Below are 19,093 nucleotides of genomic sequence, written 5' to 3' on the forward strand. Positions count from 1 at the left end.
GGCGCAAGCGATTACTGCGCATGGGCGCGCTGCATTTTGCCGCGCGCCACTCCCTACCATGGATTCTTTCCGTCAACCAAAACAAACAGGTAGAAATCCCACTTCATTCACTAAATTGATCTTTTTTCCAGAACTTTTTCAAAAACCAATGAGAAATTAAAAAAAGCAAAATGAGAAAAGCCGGTCCTGCAAACACAATCTCCAGAGAATTTAGTTACCAACGCAAAATGGAGAAACACTATGCATGATGCCTTGAACCGCACACGCCGACGTAAGGCAGTCCTTCAAAGCTTGACCGCGACCGTACTTGCCTGCTCGATCGGCATGGCCTATGGCGAGGTTTATGCCCCGGACAGCTTCGCTGCTGCCGGTGGCACCAACCTGGAAACGATGGTCATGGTCAAGGACACGAGCCAACGTGTGATGGTGGGAGGCTTGTTCACGACCGTCGAAGGCCAGGCCGGCTACCAGGGTGTGGCGCGCTTCAATACCGATGATTCGCTGGACACGGCTTTCAAGGTAATGACCGATGATTTCGTCAAAGCCATTGCCATTCAGCCCGATGGCAAGATCCTGATTGGTGGCCAGTTCCATTGGGTGCGCCCCACGGGCAGCTCCACGAATACGACTTTCTGGGGCATTACCCGTTTGAACGCCGACGGTACCTTGGACGCCAGCTTCCAAAATGCACCGGCAGGCAAGGTCAAATCCAACCACAATGTGCGCGGTATTGCCGTGCAGGCCGACGGCAAGATCATCATTGGCGGTTATTTCACGCAGATTGATGGCGTTGCGCGCAACTACCTCGCCCGCTTGAATGCAGATGGCTCACTCGATACCAGTTTCACACCCGCCGTCAATGGCTATGTGGAAGATGTGAAACTGGACGCGGCCGGCAATATTCTGATTTCCGGATGGTTCACGACGGTACAAACGGCCGCCCGTTGGGGTGTCGCCCGGCTGAAGGCCGATGGCTCCCTGGATACGAGCTTCAACGCCAATGCGAGCCCGAATGGCGCCAATGGCGGCAGCTGGCCGGTGTACCAGTTGGCATTGCAGAGCAACGGACAGATCCTGTATGCCGGCGGCACGCTGAAATACGGTGCTGAGGTGCACCGTGGCGTAGCGCGCCTGAACAGCGACGGTACCGCAGACAGCGCCTTCCAATCGGCCATCAATGACTGGGGCACCTCGGTGGCCGTTCAATCAGTGGGCGGCGAAGAAAAAATTCTGGTGGGCGGCAGTTTCACGGTCGCAGGCCAGCGTGCCATCGCCACGGACGCCGTGGTGGGCACCGATTCGCCGCGCCGGGGCGTTGTGCGCTTCAACGCAGACGGTACCGTGGACGATACCTTCGATACCTCTGCCGGCACCGATACCAAGGTGTGGGCGGTGCTGCCGAACGACGATGGCAAGGTCTACATCGGCGGCACCTTCAATGTGGTGACGGGTACGGTGCGGCACGGCATCGCCCGTCTGGCGCCTCTGGACCCGACGACCCAGGTCATTCCGTTCCTGGCGCCCCAGCCTTCTGTGTATTCGGTGCAAGGGGCGGCGGCCGGTGCTGTGATCAATTGGCAGTCTGCGCCACCGGTGACGAGCAGCGCCAATCTGCCGGTGACCTACACCACGTCAACGCCGGCCATCTGTGCCGTGGATGCCAATACCGGCGTGGTGACCTTGGCTACTCCGAAGCCAACGGCTGATGGCGATTGCACAATCACCGCGAATGCAGAAGCGGGCGAGCAGGTGGTGGGTGGCACGACCTACCAGGTGAGCAAGGCCACCCCGGTGACGCAAAGTCTGCGCATTGTGCTGCTGAAGGCCCAGACCATCAGCTTCCCATCGCAAGCCGGGCAGGATGTGTCGGCAGGTCCGTTCCCGCTGACCACGCCCGCCACGGCGGATTCGGGTCTGCCCGTGGCCTATAGCAGCTTGACCCCCAGCATCTGCACGGTGACCGCTGCAGGCGTGGTGACGCCAGTGGCGGCCGGTACCTGCCGGATTGCGGCCGACCAGGCGGGCAATAGCGAGTTCTCGCCGGCCCAGCAAACGGTGGCGGACATTGCGCTGTCTGGCGCGGGCGGTGAGCTGCCCCAGCAACCCACAGTTGCCACGCCGGTGCCGGCACTGGGCGCATCGGGCCTTGGCCTGCTGGGCGTCATGAGCGCCCTGCTGGGTGCGTTGGCACTGCGCCGCCGTCAGCGCCAGCTGTAACCCTTGCGGGTATGCAGCAACCCACCGTTGGACGGGCGGGTTGGGCAGTTCTCTGGAGCCACCTGAGGTGGCTCTTTTTTTATGGGTTCGTCAGCGGTAGGCCAGCGCGGGGGTGATGGCAGTCGCAGACCGGTCCATCTTGGCAGCCCAGACCGGCTGGATGCCGCCATGGGGTGGAGGCCGGCCATGCAGGGCCGCTGCGCGATGGCTGCAGCGCCGCAGGGTGGCTTGCGCATGGGGTGCGGAGGCGGGCAGGGCGCCGAGGGGGCGGTGGGCCGTTGTCTGGAAGCCCAGCGCGGGCCCACATCGCTCGATGAGGGCATGGGGCATGGGGCCATGAAGCTATGGGGCCATGAAGCTATGGGGCTTGCCGCATGCCGGAGAGCAGGCCTGGCGCCGCCAACAGCGCGTGTCCAGGGGGCGGTAGACGCTTTCTTGGCCCTCCCTACAGCAGTGTCTGGCGTACCAGTGCGAATACGGACGGGCCGGCCGCCCTCCGATAAAAAAAGGGAGTTGCACCCTGCAACTCCCTTTTTAGCGAAGACCTGCGCGATCAGATCCGCTGGCGGCGGCGCAGTGCCAGGCCGCCCAGGCCAGCGCTCAGCAGACCCAGCAGGGCCAGGCCGGCAGCGCCCAGCGTGGGGACTGGGGTAGCGGGCGAGACCACGGGCGCAGTCTGCAAGGTCACGCTTTGCACCACGCGGGCAGCTGCGTTATAGATGGTGGAGCCTACCGTGCCACCGCCTTGGTCGGCAGCGATCTGGCATTCACCGACGGCCACCGGCGTGATGGTCGTGCCCGATACCGTGCAGACTGCAGGCGTCAAGCTGGTGTAGGTCACGGGCAGCGTCGAGCTGGCCGTGGCCACCGGGTTCAGCGGAAAAGCACCATCGGCAATCCGGCGTGGGCTGGTTTGCGCGGGGAAGGTGATGGTCTGGTCCGTGGCAACAGGCGGCTCTCCGGTACACGCCGCCGTCACATAGAAGTCGGCCATCGCCGCCATGGCGCACACGCCATTGGCGCAGTCATTGGTGGCTTGCAGACCATCGAGCATCAAGCCGATGGTGTTCTGGCCACGGCTGAAACCGGGGATGGCAGGCGTCGTGGTGGCTTGGAACGAACCATAGCCGTTAGGCAGGTAGAGGCTGGCGTTGTCGAACACCGGAGCGCCGCCTGCAGGCTGCACAAACACGGAATTGCCATAGTCGTCAAACGCAAACCGGCCATCGAGCTTGATGGACGCCAGATCGACGTTGTTGCCTACGTTGATGGGTTGGTTCATCACGAACACAGAGGCGTGGTAACCGGCCTTGGCCTGCCCACTCGCAGCGGGGTAAGGCAGTCCGGGCACGTCGCTGGCGGCCGGGTTGGTGGTGCCAGAGCTGATCCAGCGCGCGTTGGTTTCCTGGCCTGCTGGCAGCGAAGAAGGCTTGACGTAGGCGCCCGCCCAGCTGTAGTCGTCGAACAAGGGCTGCTCGACATTCTCCAGGGCGGTGCCAGCTGCATTCGTGCGCCAGGTCCATTTCCAATCACGTGCGTTGGTGGTGAACGGTCCGACGCGAACGGTCTGGCCTGCGGTATTGCCGGCAGGGCAGATCAGCGCTGCCGTGGGTTGCGGCGGCGGCGGAGTCAGGCAGTCCGCCGTGATTTCCATGTCGAGCATCATCCCGGTGGGCCAGGTCGCCGTCGTGCCATCGCCGTCCAGAGAAATCGCAATGGTGTTGTCACCGTAGTAAAAGCCGAGGTTGCCATCGTCCATGTTGATGGCCTGCGGCGATGTCCAGCCATTGATCATGGCCGTGCTCTTGAACCAGTTGGTGGTGTTGGAGACGCCGCCGGGCAATGTCGTGGGTTTGACGAGGAGGCGGCCATCAAAGTCAGCGCCGCCCGTGCCGACGATCTTGATGGAGGCCAGGTCCACATCGGAGGCCACGGTAATGGGTTCGGTGCGGATGAATGCCACGCGGCCGGCAGTCCAGGCGCCATTGGCGGTGTCGCCGGTGACGTTCACGACCGGATCCCCGTCTCCGCCGGTACCGAAGGACAGCCAGTGACCCTGCAAGGGCTGGCCGGCCAATGTGCCCGCACCCGTGCCATGGGTCACACCGGTGGGATCGAAATAGGTGCCCAACCCCGTCCAGCGCTTGTCGAGCACGGTGGCCATGGGGTTGCCGCCTGGATCAGTCACATACTTGGCATCGCTGGTCCAGCCCGATGCCGCCGTGGTGCTGACCCGCAACGGTGCGCCACAAGCCAAGGTGGCGGCCTGCACGGCCCCCATGGCGAACAGCCCCAGAACCGTAACCGTGATCGGTCCTACCGCTTTGTGCAGGGTCGGCGCACCTGTGATTCGAGCATTCTTCATTCATTACTCTCTCGTGAAAAAAATAGTGTTGACAGCCCAAAGTTGCAAACCGATGGCGCAAGACCGGACGGGAGCCATCGCGGCGCTTGCTGGGGCCTCCTGCCCCTGTCTCGCGGTAGAAACAGAACCCGTTTGGAAAGGCTTGGGGCAGAGACTATTTCTCTTGTCCAAAAGCAGGTTGGCCATCACCTTTGAGCGCATATAGTCTGTCGCTGTAATATGTATTTCTAATCCGGGTTGTGAATGTTTGGAAATATTCAAAAGGATTTGCTTTAACGAGGCTGACTATAAAAATAGTAAGAAAACAACAGATGGCAGGCGCGCTGAAGCCTTGTGCATTCTCTATGGCGCAACCGGAAATATATTATTTAATCAATACCTTCTGAAGATTATTGATCGTTGGTTTAATGCAGATAGTCTTTGTTTTGAACACCGCTCTGTGACCATGCATGCGCGCCATCGGCGTGGCTTCCGGCGGCGGGAAAACATTTGCTTTTATTTAAAAATCTTTGGATTTATTGCTGGTCAGTTCGAGGTTTGCAACATTTTCTAAATGATTGTTGCAAATTTTCATGCGTTTGATATATATGACTCCGTGGGTGGCTTGGTCAACCCGCCAGGGTTGAATTGTTTTCGTTGCCGCGAAACTCAAACGCTAGGAAAAAATGATGAATACCAGTTTCTCAAAGGTTTTTATATTGCTTTCTTTGGGGGCCGCTTCCCAGGCATGGGCTGCCGATTGCGTGGTCGGCATGAACGCCGCGGGCACCTGCACCGTGCCTGCGGGCGCCACCACAGCCGTCTTTGAGGTTTGGGGCGGCGGCGGCGGGGGCGGATCGAAGGACGCTAATTCCATTGGCCAGCCAAGCAATGGTGTTGGCGGTGGAGGGGGCTCCTACTGCAAGGTGACATCCCAGGTCACGCCGGGGAGCACGTTGACGGTGCGGGTAGGCACGGGCGGCACTGCCGGTATGCCCAGCACGGGTGATTGGATGCGCCCTGGCACCTCCAGTACCGGTGGCGGGCTTTCCGCCGTTACCGGTGTGGGTGTCAGTGGTGTGACAGCCAATGGGGGAGGTGGCGGTGGTGGAAGCACGGTTTGGAGCGACTACGATTTTGGGAGAGGCCAACCAGGACGCGGTGCAACTGCAGTGAGCGGAGGCGCAGGAGGTGATGGAGGCAACAACGGTCCGTACAAATCGGCTCCTGGCGGGGGCGGCGGAGCAGGCGCTACCGGAGGGGCAGGAGGCAGGGGTGGCGCGGGAATCAATGGTGGCCAGGGGTCTGACGGCGGACCTTGGGATGGGGTGTTTATAGGCCCAGGTATTGCGGGTGGGGATGGAGGAGACGGTAGCGATGGCGGCGATGGGGGCCCAGGGGGCGCTGGTACCGTTCCCGGCGCAGGCGGTGCCGGAGGAACAGCCGGATTTGGCGGATCGGGGGGACAGGGGGTGAAGGCTCCCCAGGAGAGGGGTGGGGGCCCAACGGCAATCCAGGTATGGACGGCACACCTGGCACCGCAGGCGCTGACGGCGAGACCCTGGCAGGGCCGCTGGCGGTGGAGGCATGCAGCGGTGAAGGACTGGGCGGCGCCGATGGCGCTGGCGCCAATGGAGGCAGTGCGGGAGGCCCCAGTGCGGACGCCGGCAACGGCGGCGCGGGCGGCCAGCCGGGTCAGCCGGGCCTGGTGAAGATCAGCTTCTCTGGCGCCCAGACCCTTACTTTTCCGCCGCAACCCACTGCTCACCAGACAGACGGTGGCCCATTTCCGGTCGAATTTGCCGCTACGTCCAACGCGGGATTGCCTGTCAGCTACACCAGCCTCAGCCCTGACATTTGCAGCGTCGCAGGCAACATCGTGACCCCGTTGGCCGCAGGCACCTGCACGGTGGCGGCCGACCAACCCGGAGCCGTTGTGGGGGGTGTCACATATCCGGCAGCCAGCCAGGTGGTGCAGCGCATTACCATCACCGCCGCGCAAACGCCCAGCGTCAGCGGTGTGAAGGCCGTGCCGGCATTGGGCACATGGGGCATCGGTCTGCTGATGGCATTGTTCGGTGTCATCGCCTATCGCCGTCGAAGCGAGTGACAGGGAGGCCCAGAGCGCAATAGTTGCGTGGGCTCCATCGCGAATGTGTGCCCCTGGCCGGCGCGCGCTGCCGCCGAGTAAAGGGGCTCGCCAAGCAATGTCCCGACGGTCTGTTGAACGGCAGTGTTGCGCTACGGCAGCGTTGGGCCGGGAGGGCGGGCCGCTGTGGGCCTTCCCCTCACAAGAGATGGACGAAACGCACAACCGCCGACCAGGCCAGCTCCAGCAAAGCCCATGCGGAATACAGTCCGTTCACCACGACCACAGACACGATCACGAGCGCAACAGCACCTAGCACCACAGCGATAATCCGTACAGCCTTCATGGGGTGAATGCTCCTGAAAAAGCCCATGTTCCCATGGGCATGGTGGTGGCTGAAGCTGTTTTGACGCCTGAATCCTTGCCCATTTCAGGGCGCTGATGCGCGGAGCCGCTGCCACCTGGAAGCCAGCTGCGCGGCCGCCTGGCGGCAACGGACGGCGTGCGCCAGAGGTATAGGCGGGGGCGGGCGGGGATGCGCGTGCGCGTGCCAGCGGCCATCGGGCCACCGGCCGTCTTCAGCGGTCACCCCTTGTGGGACTGCTTCAGGTGCTGCTCCACCGCCGCTGCGCGGGTTCCCACTGCCTGAACGGCTGCCTTCAGCTGCTCAGGGCTGACGTTGAATTTTTTCGACCAGTCTCGCAGTTCGTAGTCTTCGTTCACATTGATTCGCGTGCGGTCTTGGCCGCCGGGCTTGGTCTTGTCGTCGGACATGAAGGGTCTCCTTTGTCCATGGCTTGGGATGCCATGCGCCATCACATCCTCCACGGTGTGCAGGGCTGCAGCGGCCAGAGGGGCCACTATTCCATTGCCAGCAGATACCTACAGATGGGCCTGTGGACGTTGCAGATTGTTGCGCAAGCAAGTGATTTCGACCGGACAAACGGTAGCGATTGTCGAGCAATCAGGGATGAAATAAGTTATTGATTTAGCTTAAATTTCGTGTGCGTAATGCTTGTATTTTGTTGCAGGCCCGTTAACATTTCTGTCCATGGGACCTGGGAGACAAGCATGTCAGATTCTGCTGAAGATGAGGGAACGCCGGACTCCTATTTAAAGGCGTTGAAGGCGGAAGGCGCCGAGCTGTTGATGCATGCGGGCAAGGACGATGCGCATGCCAGAGCACGGCTGTCGGTGATTGATGCGAAGATTGACCAGCTGACCCGCCCCATGACGGGTGGGTATGGGGGAGGGCGTCAGGTTTGAGCACTGTGAGGCCTTGGGCAGGTTCGGCGCTGATGGGTTGCTGGTACCTTGCCATGGAGGTTGAAGCCGCGGTGCTCAGTGTGGGCTAATGGCTCAAAGAGGAGCCGCCATGGCTGATGGTGGACAACACATGGCTAGGCCTCTGATCTGCGTTTGTTACGTTTTTCCCGCCATGGCCTTCAGCACCGGCCGAGTATCCACGCATCCACGCTGGATGGGCTGCGGCATGCACCTGTCCGGCGGCAGCCAGCAAGCGCGTCTCTGCTTTCGACAGACCTGCCAACGGTTTGTTAAGTCATAGCCGAACAATGGGCTCCTCCCCGTTGTGCTGAAGCTAAAGTAGCTGTCCAACAATCGTTATCTGCCGGCCTGCACCGGCGTTGGCCTGTATGGCGATGCGCGCAATGTGGCTTTGGCGGCGCGGGTGAATGGGAAGCCGTCGCCGCTGTCTATTCGACCTTCGCGCCAGACAGGCGGATGACTTCTTTCCAGCGGTCTGCATCTTTTTGCATATAGCTGGCGAAGGCGGCGCCCTCCGAGTAGATGATGTCCAGGCCCTGGGATGCCAGGCGCTCGCGCAGCGCGGGCATGTTCATCACCTGTCGCAGGCCTTGCTGCAGGGTGTTGACAACTTCTGGCGGCAGCTCGGCGGGGCCCAGGATACCGAACCAGGCGACCCCCTCAAAGCCTTGGAACCCAGACTCTGCCACGGTGGGAACATCGGGCAGCAAGGCCGTTCGCTGCGGGCTGGTGACCGCCAAGGGGCGCAGCGCCCCCGACTGAAAATGCGCCAGCAACGCGGTGGGGGGCAGCGCCACGATCTCGGTGCGGCCGGCGATGGTGTCTTGCACGGATGCGGCAATGCCGGGGTAGGGAATATGCGTGATGTCGATGCCCGCCGATGCCTTGAGCAGCTCCATCGTCAGCTGGCCCGTGCCGCCGACACCCGGGGAGGCGTAGTTCAGTGCGCCCGGCTTGGTTTTGGCCGCATCAATCAGGGCCTGGAGACCGGTGGCAGGTACACGGCTATGGACAGCAATCACGTTGGGCGCGCTCACCAGGTTGGCGACGGGTGTGAAGTCCTTGACCGGGTCATAACCTACCTTCGGGTAGATATAGGGGTTGATCGTGTGGGTGGCCCCGGTGCCCATCATCAGCAGATAGCCGTCAGCGGGAGCGCGGGCAACCTGCTGGGTGGCGATGATGCCGTTCGCGCCAGGCCTGTTGTCGACCACGACGGGTTGGCCCAGCACCTTGCCGAGCTGATCGGCGATCTGGCGCGAGACAATGTCCATCGTGCCGCCGGGAGGCTGGGATACAACCAGCCTGACAGGCTTGGCGGGCCATGCATGCGCCAGGGCGGAGCCGGCCATCGCCGCCAATGCAGCGCTGAGAATCAATGTCGGGATGGTTTTCATCGGTGGTCTCCTGGGGACGGTGGATCGGTGCAGCCGCTTCAGTGCAAGCGTTTGATCCAGGCTGCCAGCGCCTGGCAGACCTGCTCGGGTTGCTCGGGCACCAGTGCGTGGCCGGCGTTGTCTATGACCTGGATGGTCACCCGCTCGCCCAGGCTTTGCCGGAGAAACTGCGCCAGGCGGCGCGGCGCAACAGTGTCCTGCGCGGCCTGCAGATCCAGAATGGGTGCGCTGCCACAGGCAAAGAAGTCATCGACCGGTGTGGCGGCCTCGGCTTCCCGCTGCATGGCCTTGGTCTGGGGATGCCAGCCTTCCAGCCATACCGATGGGTCATGGCCTGGCGCAAAAAACGCATGGCGGAGGTGTTCGAGGCGTTGCACCGTGGGCAACGACAGGTCGCCGCTCGCGTAGACCGAGCGCAGCACGTCGGGGTCGAACGGAGAGCCGCCATCGGGCGTCTTGCCGGTAGATGCTGCGAGCAGGGCGACACCGCGCACCAGCTCGGGCCGGTCAGTGGCCAGGGTGCGGGCGACAAAGTTGCCAAAGGCATGGCCCGCCACCGCCACAGGTGCCAGGGCCTCGGCCTCGATCACTGCTGCGACATCGGCTGCCAGGTCATGCAGGTTGAGCCCCTGCATGGGCCCTTGGCTCGCGCCAATGCCGCGCGGCAGCGGGCGAATGATGCGCAAGCCCTCTGCGGCCAGCAGGCGGGTCAGCTGGTCGAAATCCGCCGGGCCGCGCCCCACCGATGGCAGCAGAACCAGCGCCGGGCCACTGCCTTCGTCGAAGTAGGCAAGCGTGGCGGGGCCGGGATGGATGACTTTGGCGGTGGTGGCGGGGAAGGGCATAGGGCTTGTGGTGGACCGTGGTGAAAGGGCAGCGCCGTTGGCAGAAGGGGACCAGCGGGGCCTTGGCGGAGGGCCTGCGTGGGTGCCGGGTTCAACGCGCCGTTGTAGAAAGCACGCTGGGCCTGCAGGCTAGGCAGTTTTTTGCTGTGACGCGGCAAAGCCTTCCAGGGCCAGGCCGTAGGCCAGCAGGTCGTGCATCTTTTTTTTCAGGCCATGCGTCAGCAGCACGCGGGCATGCCGCCGCAGCAACGGGGTTTGCTGCATCAGCAAGCGCGCGTGCTCCCAGGCGCGCGGCAAGACCTGCTGCGGCGCGACGACCTCATTGACGAGGCCCCAGGCCAGCGCCTGCTCGGCGTTCAGCGTCTGCCCGGTGAGCAGAAAATAGCGCCCTCGGTTGGCACCCATCAGGTGGGGAAAGACGACATGCACGCCATCACCGGGCAGCAAGCCGGCGGTGAAGTGGGCCGAGTCCTGGAACGCAGCGGTGTCTGAGGCAATAGTGATGTCGCTCAGCAGCGGGATTTCGGCATGGCGGTAGGCGGGGCCGTTGATGGCACTGATGACGGGCACCTCGATGTTGAGCAGGTTCATCTGCAGGTGCTTGCCTTCCCAACCAATCGGGTACCACTCGGTAGGGGTGACTGGTTTGCGCTTGTGGTTGTGGCCTTCGGCGCCGACGCGCGGGCCGCTGAACGTATCACCGGTGCCGGTGAGGATGATGATCTCGTTGTCCGGGTCGCGCCCTACATCCAGAAAGGCCTGCTCCAGTTGCGCATGGGGCTCCAGGCTCCAGTGCAGCGGGCCCTCATCGGTGTGGAAGCGCATTTCGAGGATGCCATCTTCGCGGCGCATCTTGATCATCGAATACTGATCCGCATAGGACGCAAATTTGCTCATGGTGGTGGGCCTTTCCTGGTGGGGGGCAGCGCTGCGTGTCAACCCAGAAACCGTTGCACCGCCTGCGAGAACGCGTCAGCGGCTTCGACGTTGGAGATATGCGCGGCATCCAGCGCCAGCACTGCGCCGCTTTGCACCTGGTTTGCGAGGAACTGGCCGTGCTCTGGTGGGGCAGCTTGGTCTTTGTTGCCCACGATGACCAGCACGGGATGGGCAATGTTGGGCAGGCTGGCGCGAAAATCCATGTCGCGAATAGCGGCGCAGCAGGCGGTGTAGCCCGCAAGAGAAGTGGCGAGCATGTCGGCCTTGAAACGTGCGACGGTATCGGGATGCAAGAGGGTGAATTCGGGCGAGAAGAACCGTGCCATCACGCCATCGGCAATGTTGGCAATGCCGCCCTCGCTGCGCAGGATGGTGATGCGCGCTTGCCAAAACTGCGGCGAGGCGGTATGGGCATTGGTGTTGGCCAGCACCAGCTTGTCAAAGCGATCGGCTGCGTGGATGGCCAGGTGTATGCCGACCATGCCGCCCATTGACAGCCCGCAAAAATGCGCCTTGGCAATACCGAGATGGTCCATCAGCGCGATGACGTCCTGGCCCAGTTGCGCCATCGTGTAAGGCCCCGGCTCGCCGGACGAGGCGCCGTGGCCCCGGGTGTCATAGCGCAGCACACGGTAGTGGGCGAAGAGCGGGCGCTGCGGCTCCCACATGGCCATGCTGGTGCCCAGCGAGTTGGAGAGCACGAGTACCGGCTTGTCTGCGCCGGCCGTCTCGTCAAACGCGTAATGGATGTGGCTGTGGTTCAGGTGGACAGTGGGCATGTTTCAGACTCGGGGCAAGGTGTTGGAGAACGAGGGGCGCCGCAGCAGCCGCTGGTGCAGCGATGCCAGGTTGGGCAGCTGGCTGGGCCAGTCCAGCTCAGGGAAACGGAACAGCAGCCAGCCCAGCGTGGAGCCCACGGCAATATCAGCCAGGGTGAAGACATCGCCCATGCAAAAGCGCTGCTCGCCCAGCTGCTCTGACATGGTGGCCAGCGCGTGGGATATCTTGGTGTTTTGCCGGTGGGTCCAGCTGGCGTCGCGCAAATGCGCTTCACGGACATGGGCCTCCCAGCGCACGAGGATGCCGGCATCGAGCACGCCATTGGCCAGCGCCTCCCAGCAGCGAACGTCGGCGCGCAGGCGCGGATGCGCGGGAATGAGCGGGCACCGGTCGGAGAGGGCGTCGAGGTACTCGGCGATCACCGCAGAGTCGTAGAGCGGAGTGCCGTCTTCAAGCACCAGGCAGGGGATCTTGCCCAAGGGGTTGAACTGGAAGATGGGGGAATCCTCCGCCATGACGTCGCCGATTGTGAATTCAAAGGGGATGTTTTTTTCAGCGAGTACCACCCGGACCTTGCGGGTGTAGGGGCTGGCATGGGAGCCAATGAGTTGGAGTGGCATGGAATAAAGCAGAGTAGGGAGCAACTGGACCAAGGGGCAGGCGGCGGCGCGGCTGGCGATTCAGCCGATGTACATGCCGCCATTGACGTTGATGGTTTCGCCCGTCACATAGCTGGCCATGCCGGAGCAGAGGAAGGCGATGACCGAGGCGGCTTCTTCAGGCTCACCAAAGCGTTGCAGCGGGATGGCGTCTTTGACGGCACTGCCCCGGTGCGCCACCATGGCGCTGGCCATGGCGGTGTTGATCAAGCCGGGAGAGATGACGTTGACGCGGGTGGCAGGGGCCAGCTCCAACGCCAGGCTTTTGGCCAGGCCGATGACACCGCTTTTGGCGGCGGCATAACCGGCATGCATGGCGCTGCCACGGCTGGCGGCAACGGATGCCACCAAAACGATGGCGCTGTGGGGCCGCAGGTGCGGGATGGCGGCCTGGCACAGATGAAAGCAGCCATCGAGGTTGACGCGCAGCATGCGCTGCCATTGCTCCGTGCTTAAGTCGGCCACGAGGCCTTCGCGGTAGATATAGATGCCGGCGCAGTGGATGACACTGTCGATACCGGCGAATCGGGCAGCCGCCTGGGCCAGCACAGAGGAGCATGCTTTGGCGTCGCAGACATCCAGCGGCAAGGCCAGGATGCGGTCGGTGGATGCGCCTTGCTCTGCCAAGGCCTGCAGTGTGGGCTTGAGCACCTCTGCGCTCAGGTCCGTCAGCACCAGCTGGGCGCCCGCCCGGTGCAGGAGCTGGGCAGTGGCTGCGCCAATGCCCCCGCCCGCGCCGGTAATCAGAACGGTTTTTCCATGGAAATCGATCATGCTGCTCCTGGTTGTTGTGGGGTAATCGGTGGGGGTGTTCAGTTCAGCTTCACGCCCGAGAGCCTCACCTTGTTTTGCACGACAGCGCGCTCCTGCTGCAGGTAGTGCTTGAACTGGGCTGGCGTTTCGCTGACCGCATGGAGCGCGTACGGGGCCATGTGCTGTTGCTGGAAATCGCCTCTGGCGGTGATGGCCTGGATGTCCCGGCTGATCTTGTCTCTGAGCTGCGTGGGCAACTTGCCCGGCGCCAGGATGGCCATGTAAAAACTGGCTTCGAAATCGGCAAAGCCTGAGTCCTTGAAGGTCGGAACGTGGGGCAAGGATTGGGCGCGGTTCGGCCCGGACACTGCGAGTGCGACCAGCTTGCCGCTGTCGACATAGGGGGCGAGGACCGACACGGCGCCGAATGCCGCTTGCACCTGGTTGCCCAGCAGCCCGGTGATGACGGGCGCCAGGCCTTGGTACGGGGCGTTGAGGACTTGGATGCCTGCTTGCTGCGCCCACCATTCCATCGACAGGTGGGTGATATTGCCCAGCCCGGTTGAGCCATAGGCGATTTCGCCACGATGGGCTTTGGCGTGTGCAATGAACGCATCCAGGCTCCGCACGCCTAGCGAGGGCGGCACCACCAGCACCATGTGTGAGACGGCCACCCGGCCGACGGGTGTTAAGCCGTTGACGGGGTCATAGGGCAGCTGGGTGTAGAGCTGTGGGTTGAGCGACAGCGTGGAGTCGCTGGCGAGCATCAGGGTGTGGCCATCGCCGGGTGCATGGGCCACGAGGTTGGCCGCAATGATCTCGTTGCCGCCGGGGCGGTTGTCCACCACTACTTGCTGTTGCCAGGTAGCCGCCAGCTCGGTCGCCAGCGCGCGTGCCATCGCGTCCATCGGCCCGCCTGCAGGTACTGGCACGACGATGCGCACCGGGCGCGCCGGGAAATCACTGGCCAGCGCCGGCAGGCAGGTGTTGGCCATGATGCAGGCGAGGATGAAGGGTGCGAGGCGGAGCGGCTTTGGTATGGGCATGCTGGGCTTTGGCTGTGCACAGCGTGGATTAGCGGGACAGCCAGCCGCCATCGACGGCAATGGTGTAGCCCTGTACATAGTCGGCCGCGCTGGAGGCGAGGAACACAGCCGGCCCGGCCATGTCGTGCGGAGTGCCCCAGCGGCCGGCGGGAATGCGCTCGACGATGGCCTGGTTGCGTGCCGTATCGCTGCGCAGGTCGGCACTCATCGGGGTGGCCATGTAGCCGGGCGCCAGCGCGTTGACATTGATGTTCATGCCTGCCCATTCGTTGGCCAGCAAACGCGTCAGGCCCATTACCGCGCTTTTGGAGGCGGTATAGGACGGCACCTGGATGCCGCCCTGGAACGACAGCATGGAGGCGATGTTGATGATCTTGCCGCCGGTCTTTTGCGCGATGAATTGCTTGGCAGCGGCCTGGCAAAAGAAGAACACCGTGCGGATGTTGAGATCCATCACCTCGTCCCAGTCGGCTTGCGAGAAGCTGAGCGCATCGCCGCGCCGGATGGCGCCGGCGTTGTTGACCAGTACATCGATGTGGCCGAAGGCCTGAACCGCCTGTGCGATGACGGCGTCGATCTCGGGCAGTTGGGAGATATCGTTGCTCAGCCCCAGAAACCGCTGGCCTTCGGATTCGACCAGGTGCTGCGTCTCGGTGATGTCTTTCAGATCGACACCCACCACGTCGCAACCGGCATGGGCAAGCCCCTGGGCAATGCCCTGGCCCAGGCCACCGCCGCAACCGGTGACGATGGCGACTTTGCCCTGGAGGCTAAAAGCGGATGCGGGCGATGCGGCTGTGTTCATGGAGTCCCCTGCTTGGTAGAGATATCTGCATCTGGCGTCAGATGGATAGACGCAGTCTTAACCAACCGCGCAGAGCGAGCAACGCAATGAAACGTCAATCAGATTTGCACAATTTGCACACCTGAGACTGGTTGAATCCACCTACTAAGGAGTGAGGCAGATGGACACGGAGGGACTCAAACTTTTTCTTACGGTTTTGGAGCAGGGCAGCCTGACGCGGGCTGCTGCGGTGATGGACACCAGCGCCTCGCTGCTGAGCAGAAGAATTGCGCAGCTCGAGCGTGAATGCGCGGGGAGCTTGTTCCACCGCACGGGCCGTGGCGTCGTGCCCAGTGAGCTGGGGCGGCGCCTGGTGCCCCGCGCGCAGCGCATACTGGCCGAAGCCGAAGGCATGCGGGCGGAGGCGCAGTCGATGGCGGGTATCCCCTCGGGCGAGGTCCGCTTGGGCCTGCTGCCCACAGTGGCCATGGTCATTGCCAACCAGCTGTTCCACGAGGTCAAGTCCCGCTTTCCGCAGGTCAAGCTGGCGTTGTATGAGGGCTATACGGGGCAACTGGAGGAGTGGCTGGACCAAGGCAAGATCGACGTGGCCGTGGTGTTTCACTATGGCAAGGGTATCCCCCAGAACCAGGACCTGCTCGCGCCGGTGGATGCCTGTTTGATTGCCTGCCACGGCGACCCGCTCACCAGCAGCGCGCAGCTGCCGTTTGACAGCCTCGACGGCCTGCCGCTGGTGCTCCCTTCGGCACCGAGTGCGCTGCGCGTCGCATTGGAAGCCCTGGCCCACCGCAGGCGCATACGGCTCAACCCTGTCATCGAGGCCAACTCGATACAGGTGCAGCTCCAGCTGGTGGCCAGCGGAGGCTGCTACACGATCATTCCGTTTCATGCGGTTGTGCCGCAGCTGCAAAACGGGCAGCTGCAGGCCAGTGTGATCACCCAGCCTTCCATTGAGCGTTGGCTGACGTTGCAGCTGACGACGCAGCGGCCGTCCACCTTGGCGACCAGAGAAGTGGCGCGCGCGCTACGCGGCATCGTGGAAGACCTGGCAGAGCAAGGCGCCTGGGGGACGACGGGCCGGGAAAACACCTGAAAACGGATGTGTGTCTTGCGGCGCTGTTGAACTGCGCACCGGGGTGGGCGCTGCACCATGCACGCACCTGTACGCATAAAGCACAAAGGCGTGGACCTGAGGGCCCACGCCTTTTTATCTACGCTGCAGTCCGTCTGCTGCCGTATCCGGCTCAGTACACATCCCGCCGGTACCGCCCCTCGTCGATCAAGGCGTTCAGCCCGTCCTCACCGAGCAGCTCGGTCAGTGCCTGGTCTACGCCGGTGGCCATGCCGTCATAGCTGCCGCAGACGTAGATGACAGCGCCCCGGGCCAGCCAGGCCTTGAGGGGCTCGGCGGCAACGCGTAGGGCGTCTTGCACATAACGGTGCGGGCCTTGGCCGGGGGCCTGGTGGCTGGCATCCCAGGCGTCGCGCGAGTAGGCATAGTCGGCACGTGCGATCTGGCCATGGGCCTGCCAGACGCAGACCTCGTCTTCGGCATAGGAGTCGTGGGCGCGGCGGCGTTCGCCAAAGACCAGCCAGTTGTCGAACTGGCCCTGGGCGATGCGGTGGCGCAGGTGGCCGCGCAGGCCGGCGTAACCCGAGCCATTGCCCATGAAGATCGCAGGCCGCGCATCGCCGGGCAATGGCGCAAAACCCGGGTTGTCGACCAGGCGCAGCGCGATGCTGCTGCCCAGCGGCGCATGCGCGGTGAGCCAGCCCGAGGCCAGGCCCAGCTGCGCCGCAGCGCCTGGCTGCGCGCGCAGGGTTTGGCGCACATAGAGGCGAATGCGGCCATCGGCGGGCAAGGAGGCCAGCGAGTAGCTGCGCGGGGCCAGCGGATGCAGCTGGTCGGCCACAGCCTGGGCCGATGTGGCAGGGGCCGAGAGCGTGGGCAGCTCGGAGGCGCTGATCGCATCGCGCAGGCTGCTGGCGCTGCCCCGCCACTGCACGGCGGCGTTGCCGTCGAGCTGGTGGGCCTGCAGCCAGGCATCGACCTGGGCGGGCGCATGGGCGGCCTTGACCTCGACCAGCGCACCGGCCTGCCACTGCCAGGATTGCCCGGGCGCCAAGGCCAGCTCCACCTGGTAGAGCGGCTGGCCGCTGCTGCCGGGGTTGAGGTGGTGGCGGCTGATCAGCTGGGCGGGCAGAAAGAGGGCATCGGGCGCATCGGAGTCGGCCACGCTGGCGGCGTTATTGTCTGCTGCCGTGGCGGGCGCGGCGTTCACGCCCCAATGCGCAGCCAGGGCCTGCAGCCAGGCCTGCCAGGCGGCGTCGTCTTCGGCGTCCATCGTGATCGGGGCGAACACGGGCTGGGCGCCCAGGCGTTCGAGCTGCGCAGCCAGTGCCAGGCCAAAGCCGCAGAACTGGCTGTACTGGCGGTCGCCCAGGGCCAGCATGCCAAAGCGCTGGTGGGCCAGGGGCTTGCCTTCGGTTTGTTGCAGCAGGCGGGCCAGGCGGCGGGCGCTGTCGGGCGGTTGGCCTTCGCCAAAGGTGCTGGCCACCCACAGCAGCTGGCGCTGCGGCTGCAGCTGGGCCATGTCCAGGCTGGCAGCGGGCAGCAGCTGCGCGGCAAGCCCTGCGCTGCGCAGGCGCGCGACGGTGCGCACCGCCAGTTGCTGGGCATGGCCTGCCTGACTGGCATAGACCACGGCAATGCTGGCGCCAGCGGGGGCACCGGTGGCGGGGCTTGGCTGCGGGCCATCGCCCGCCAGCAGCGCGCGCTGGGCCTGGCCGGCGGCGCGCGAGCTGCGGCGCCGCTGCAGGTAGAGCAGCCAGCCGGTGATGGCAAACAACGGCATCATCAGCGCCGCAACGGTGACGATGATGCGGCCCGTGATCCCAAAATAGGTGCCGGTGTGCAGCGGGAAGATCGCCGCCAGCGCACGGCGGCCTGCGGGCAGGTCGGCAAAGCGGTCATCGCGCAGCACCGCGCCATCGAGGTTCAGGCTGAGCTGGTTGCGGGCGCGGTCATGCGCGGCGTTGGCCGCCCACCAGCTGAACTGCAGCGGCTGGTCGGCCCGCTGGGGCAGGCGCATCTGCACGAACTGCCAGCCACTGGCCAGCTGCGCAAAGCCTTGCCAGGCAGGCTCCAGGGTGGCTGGCGCCAGCTCCAGCGGCGGGGCCTTGCGGGCGGCTTCTTGCGCGGCCGATTGCTCGGCGCGGGCGGCCGCGCGGGACGGTGCGCCCATCCAGCGGTCCACTGGCGTGCGCACGGCATCAAAGGCCCAGTACATGCCGGTGAGGGTCAGCATCACATAGACGACCAGCACCCAGGTGCCGGCCACCGAGTGCAGGCCCCAGAGAAACGGCCGGCCCTTGCGCCGCACGTTGAAGGTGAGCCAGCTGCGCCAGGACAGTGGCCTGGCCGGCCAGCGCAGGTACAGGCCTGACAGCGACAGCAGCAGCAGGCACAGCGAGAGGCTGCCGGTGATCGGCTTGCCATCGTCGCGCGGCAGCAGCAGCCAGCGGTGCAGGCGTTCGTTCCATTCAAAGAATTCGCGGCCGCGCTGGGCCGGCAGCAGCGCGCCGGTGTAGGGGTTGAGGTAGACGCTCTGGCCCCGGCGCTCGCCTTTTTCTGGCACAAAGGCCAGTTGGGCGCTGCGACCGGGCTCGGCATACAAGGTGATGCGGTCGATGCGGCGCTGCTCGCCTGCGGCCTGCAGCGCTGCCACCAGCTGGGGCGGCGTCAGTGCCGGACCGGGCTGCAGCGGCACGCTGGCGGTGCCGGGGTTGGCCCAGTCCAGCACCTCCTCCTGGAAGGAATAGGTCGCGCCGGTGAGGCCAATGACGATCAGCACCGTGCCTGCGGTGATGCCGATCAGCCAGTGGATCTGGAACCAGATATTTTTAAAACTCCACATGCCTGTCTTTGTTAT

18 protein-coding genes are annotated in these 19,093 nt (G+C 64.0%); 5 read left to right on the forward strand and 13 right to left on the reverse strand.

Annotated elements, in window-relative coordinates; all coding sequences use genetic code 11:
* Positions 1-291: 291 nt before the first annotated feature.
* A complete protein-coding gene (locus tag MJ205_RS05240) occupies positions 292-2,217 on the forward strand; it encodes a delta-60 repeat domain-containing protein (protein ID WP_239811500.1) in 1,926 nt (641 codons plus the stop codon).
* Between the two features lie 90 nt (positions 2,218-2,307).
* Here MJ205_RS05240 and MJ205_RS05245 read toward each other — a convergent pair whose 3' ends face one another.
* Together MJ205_RS05245 and MJ205_RS05250 are read right to left on the reverse strand one after the other, a co-directional pair.
* Entirely contained in the window at positions 2,308-2,547 is a 240-nt protein-coding gene (locus tag MJ205_RS05245; protein WP_239811501.1) for a hypothetical protein, read from the reverse strand.
* 223 nt (positions 2,548-2,770) lie between these two features.
* A complete protein-coding gene (locus MJ205_RS05250) occupies positions 2,771-4,582 on the reverse strand; it encodes a hypothetical protein (RefSeq protein WP_239811502.1) in 1,812 nt (603 codons plus the stop codon).
* A gap of 247 nt (positions 4,583-4,829) precedes the next feature.
* Here MJ205_RS05250 and MJ205_RS05255 point away from each other — a divergent pair, with 247 nt between their 5' ends.
* Positions 4,830-5,135, forward strand: coding sequence for a hypothetical protein (locus tag MJ205_RS05255; protein WP_239811503.1), 306 nt, complete (start codon positions 4,830-4,832; stop codon positions 5,133-5,135).
* 342 nt (positions 5,136-5,477) lie between these two features.
* Here the strand turns inward: MJ205_RS05255 and MJ205_RS23670 are convergent, their stop codons facing one another.
* Positions 5,478-5,651 (reverse strand): hypothetical protein, encoded by a 174-nt coding sequence (locus MJ205_RS23670; protein WP_256460965.1) that lies wholly within the window; start codon positions 5,649-5,651, stop codon positions 5,478-5,480.
* Positions 5,652-6,080: 429 nt separating this feature from the next.
* On the opposite strand from MJ205_RS23670, the gene MJ205_RS05265 reads away from it, so the two are divergent.
* Positions 6,081-6,671, forward strand: coding sequence for a hypothetical protein (locus MJ205_RS05265; RefSeq protein WP_239811504.1), 591 nt, complete (start codon positions 6,081-6,083; stop codon positions 6,669-6,671).
* Positions 6,672-7,235: 564 nt separating this feature from the next.
* Here the strand turns inward: MJ205_RS05265 and MJ205_RS05270 are convergent.
* Complete coding sequence (locus tag MJ205_RS05270) at positions 7,236-7,424, reverse strand: DUF3606 domain-containing protein (RefSeq protein ID WP_239811505.1); 189 nt, start codon at positions 7,422-7,424, stop codon at positions 7,236-7,238.
* A 297-nt stretch (positions 7,425-7,721) separates the two neighbouring features.
* Here MJ205_RS05270 and MJ205_RS05275 point away from each other — a divergent pair, with 297 nt between their 5' ends.
* Complete coding sequence (locus MJ205_RS05275) at positions 7,722-7,916, forward strand: hypothetical protein (RefSeq protein ID WP_239811506.1); 195 nt, start codon at positions 7,722-7,724, stop codon at positions 7,914-7,916.
* Between the two features lie 449 nt (positions 7,917-8,365).
* On the opposite strand, the gene MJ205_RS05280 is transcribed toward MJ205_RS05275, so the two are convergent.
* From MJ205_RS05280 to kduD, 8 genes are all read right to left on the reverse strand, one after another.
* Entirely contained in the window at positions 8,366-9,334 is a 969-nt protein-coding gene (locus MJ205_RS05280; protein WP_239811507.1) for a Bug family tripartite tricarboxylate transporter substrate binding protein, read from the reverse strand.
* Between the two features lie 38 nt (positions 9,335-9,372).
* The gene (locus tag MJ205_RS05285) at positions 9,373-10,179 is read right to left on the reverse strand and encodes an alpha/beta fold hydrolase (RefSeq protein WP_239811508.1); all 807 of its coding nucleotides are present in this window, start codon (positions 10,177-10,179) and stop codon (positions 9,373-9,375) included.
* Between the two features lie 129 nt (positions 10,180-10,308).
* Positions 10,309-11,076: an enoyl-CoA hydratase/isomerase family protein gene (locus tag MJ205_RS05290; RefSeq protein ID WP_239811509.1), complete on the reverse strand. Its 768-nt coding sequence runs from the start codon at positions 11,074-11,076 to the stop codon at positions 10,309-10,311.
* A gap of 38 nt (positions 11,077-11,114) precedes the next feature.
* Positions 11,115-11,897, reverse strand: a complete 783-nt coding sequence (gene pcaD, locus MJ205_RS05295; protein ID WP_239811510.1) for a 3-oxoadipate enol-lactonase — start codon at positions 11,895-11,897, stop codon at positions 11,115-11,117.
* A gap of 3 nt (positions 11,898-11,900) precedes the next feature.
* A complete protein-coding gene (locus MJ205_RS05300; RefSeq protein ID WP_239811511.1) occupies positions 11,901-12,518 on the reverse strand; it encodes a glutathione S-transferase family protein in 618 nt (205 codons plus the stop codon).
* A gap of 60 nt (positions 12,519-12,578) precedes the next feature.
* Complete coding sequence (locus tag MJ205_RS05305) at positions 12,579-13,331, reverse strand: SDR family oxidoreductase (RefSeq protein ID WP_239811512.1); 753 nt, start codon at positions 13,329-13,331, stop codon at positions 12,579-12,581.
* A gap of 38 nt (positions 13,332-13,369) precedes the next feature.
* On the reverse strand, positions 13,370-14,356 hold the full coding sequence (locus MJ205_RS05310) for a Bug family tripartite tricarboxylate transporter substrate binding protein (RefSeq protein WP_239811513.1): 987 nt from the start codon (positions 14,354-14,356) through the stop codon (positions 13,370-13,372).
* 28 nt (positions 14,357-14,384) lie between these two features.
* A complete protein-coding gene (gene kduD, locus MJ205_RS05315; protein ID WP_239811514.1) occupies positions 14,385-15,161 on the reverse strand; it encodes a 2-dehydro-3-deoxy-D-gluconate 5-dehydrogenase KduD in 777 nt (258 codons plus the stop codon).
* A gap of 160 nt (positions 15,162-15,321) precedes the next feature.
* Here kduD and MJ205_RS05320 point away from each other — a divergent pair, with 160 nt between their 5' ends.
* On the forward strand, positions 15,322-16,254 hold the full coding sequence (locus tag MJ205_RS05320; protein WP_239811515.1) for a LysR family transcriptional regulator: 933 nt from the start codon (positions 15,322-15,324) through the stop codon (positions 16,252-16,254).
* Positions 16,255-16,405: 151 nt separating this feature from the next.
* Here MJ205_RS05320 and MJ205_RS05325 read toward each other — a convergent pair whose 3' ends face one another.
* Positions 16,406-19,078, reverse strand: a complete 2,673-nt coding sequence (locus tag MJ205_RS05325; RefSeq protein WP_239811516.1) for a PepSY domain-containing protein — start codon at positions 19,076-19,078, stop codon at positions 16,406-16,408.
* Positions 19,079-19,093 lie beyond the last annotated feature (15 nt).

This window comes from Comamonas sp. B21-038, assembly GCF_022387135.1.
Lineage (GTDB): Bacteria > Pseudomonadota > Gammaproteobacteria > Burkholderiales > Burkholderiaceae_C > Comamonas > Comamonas sediminis.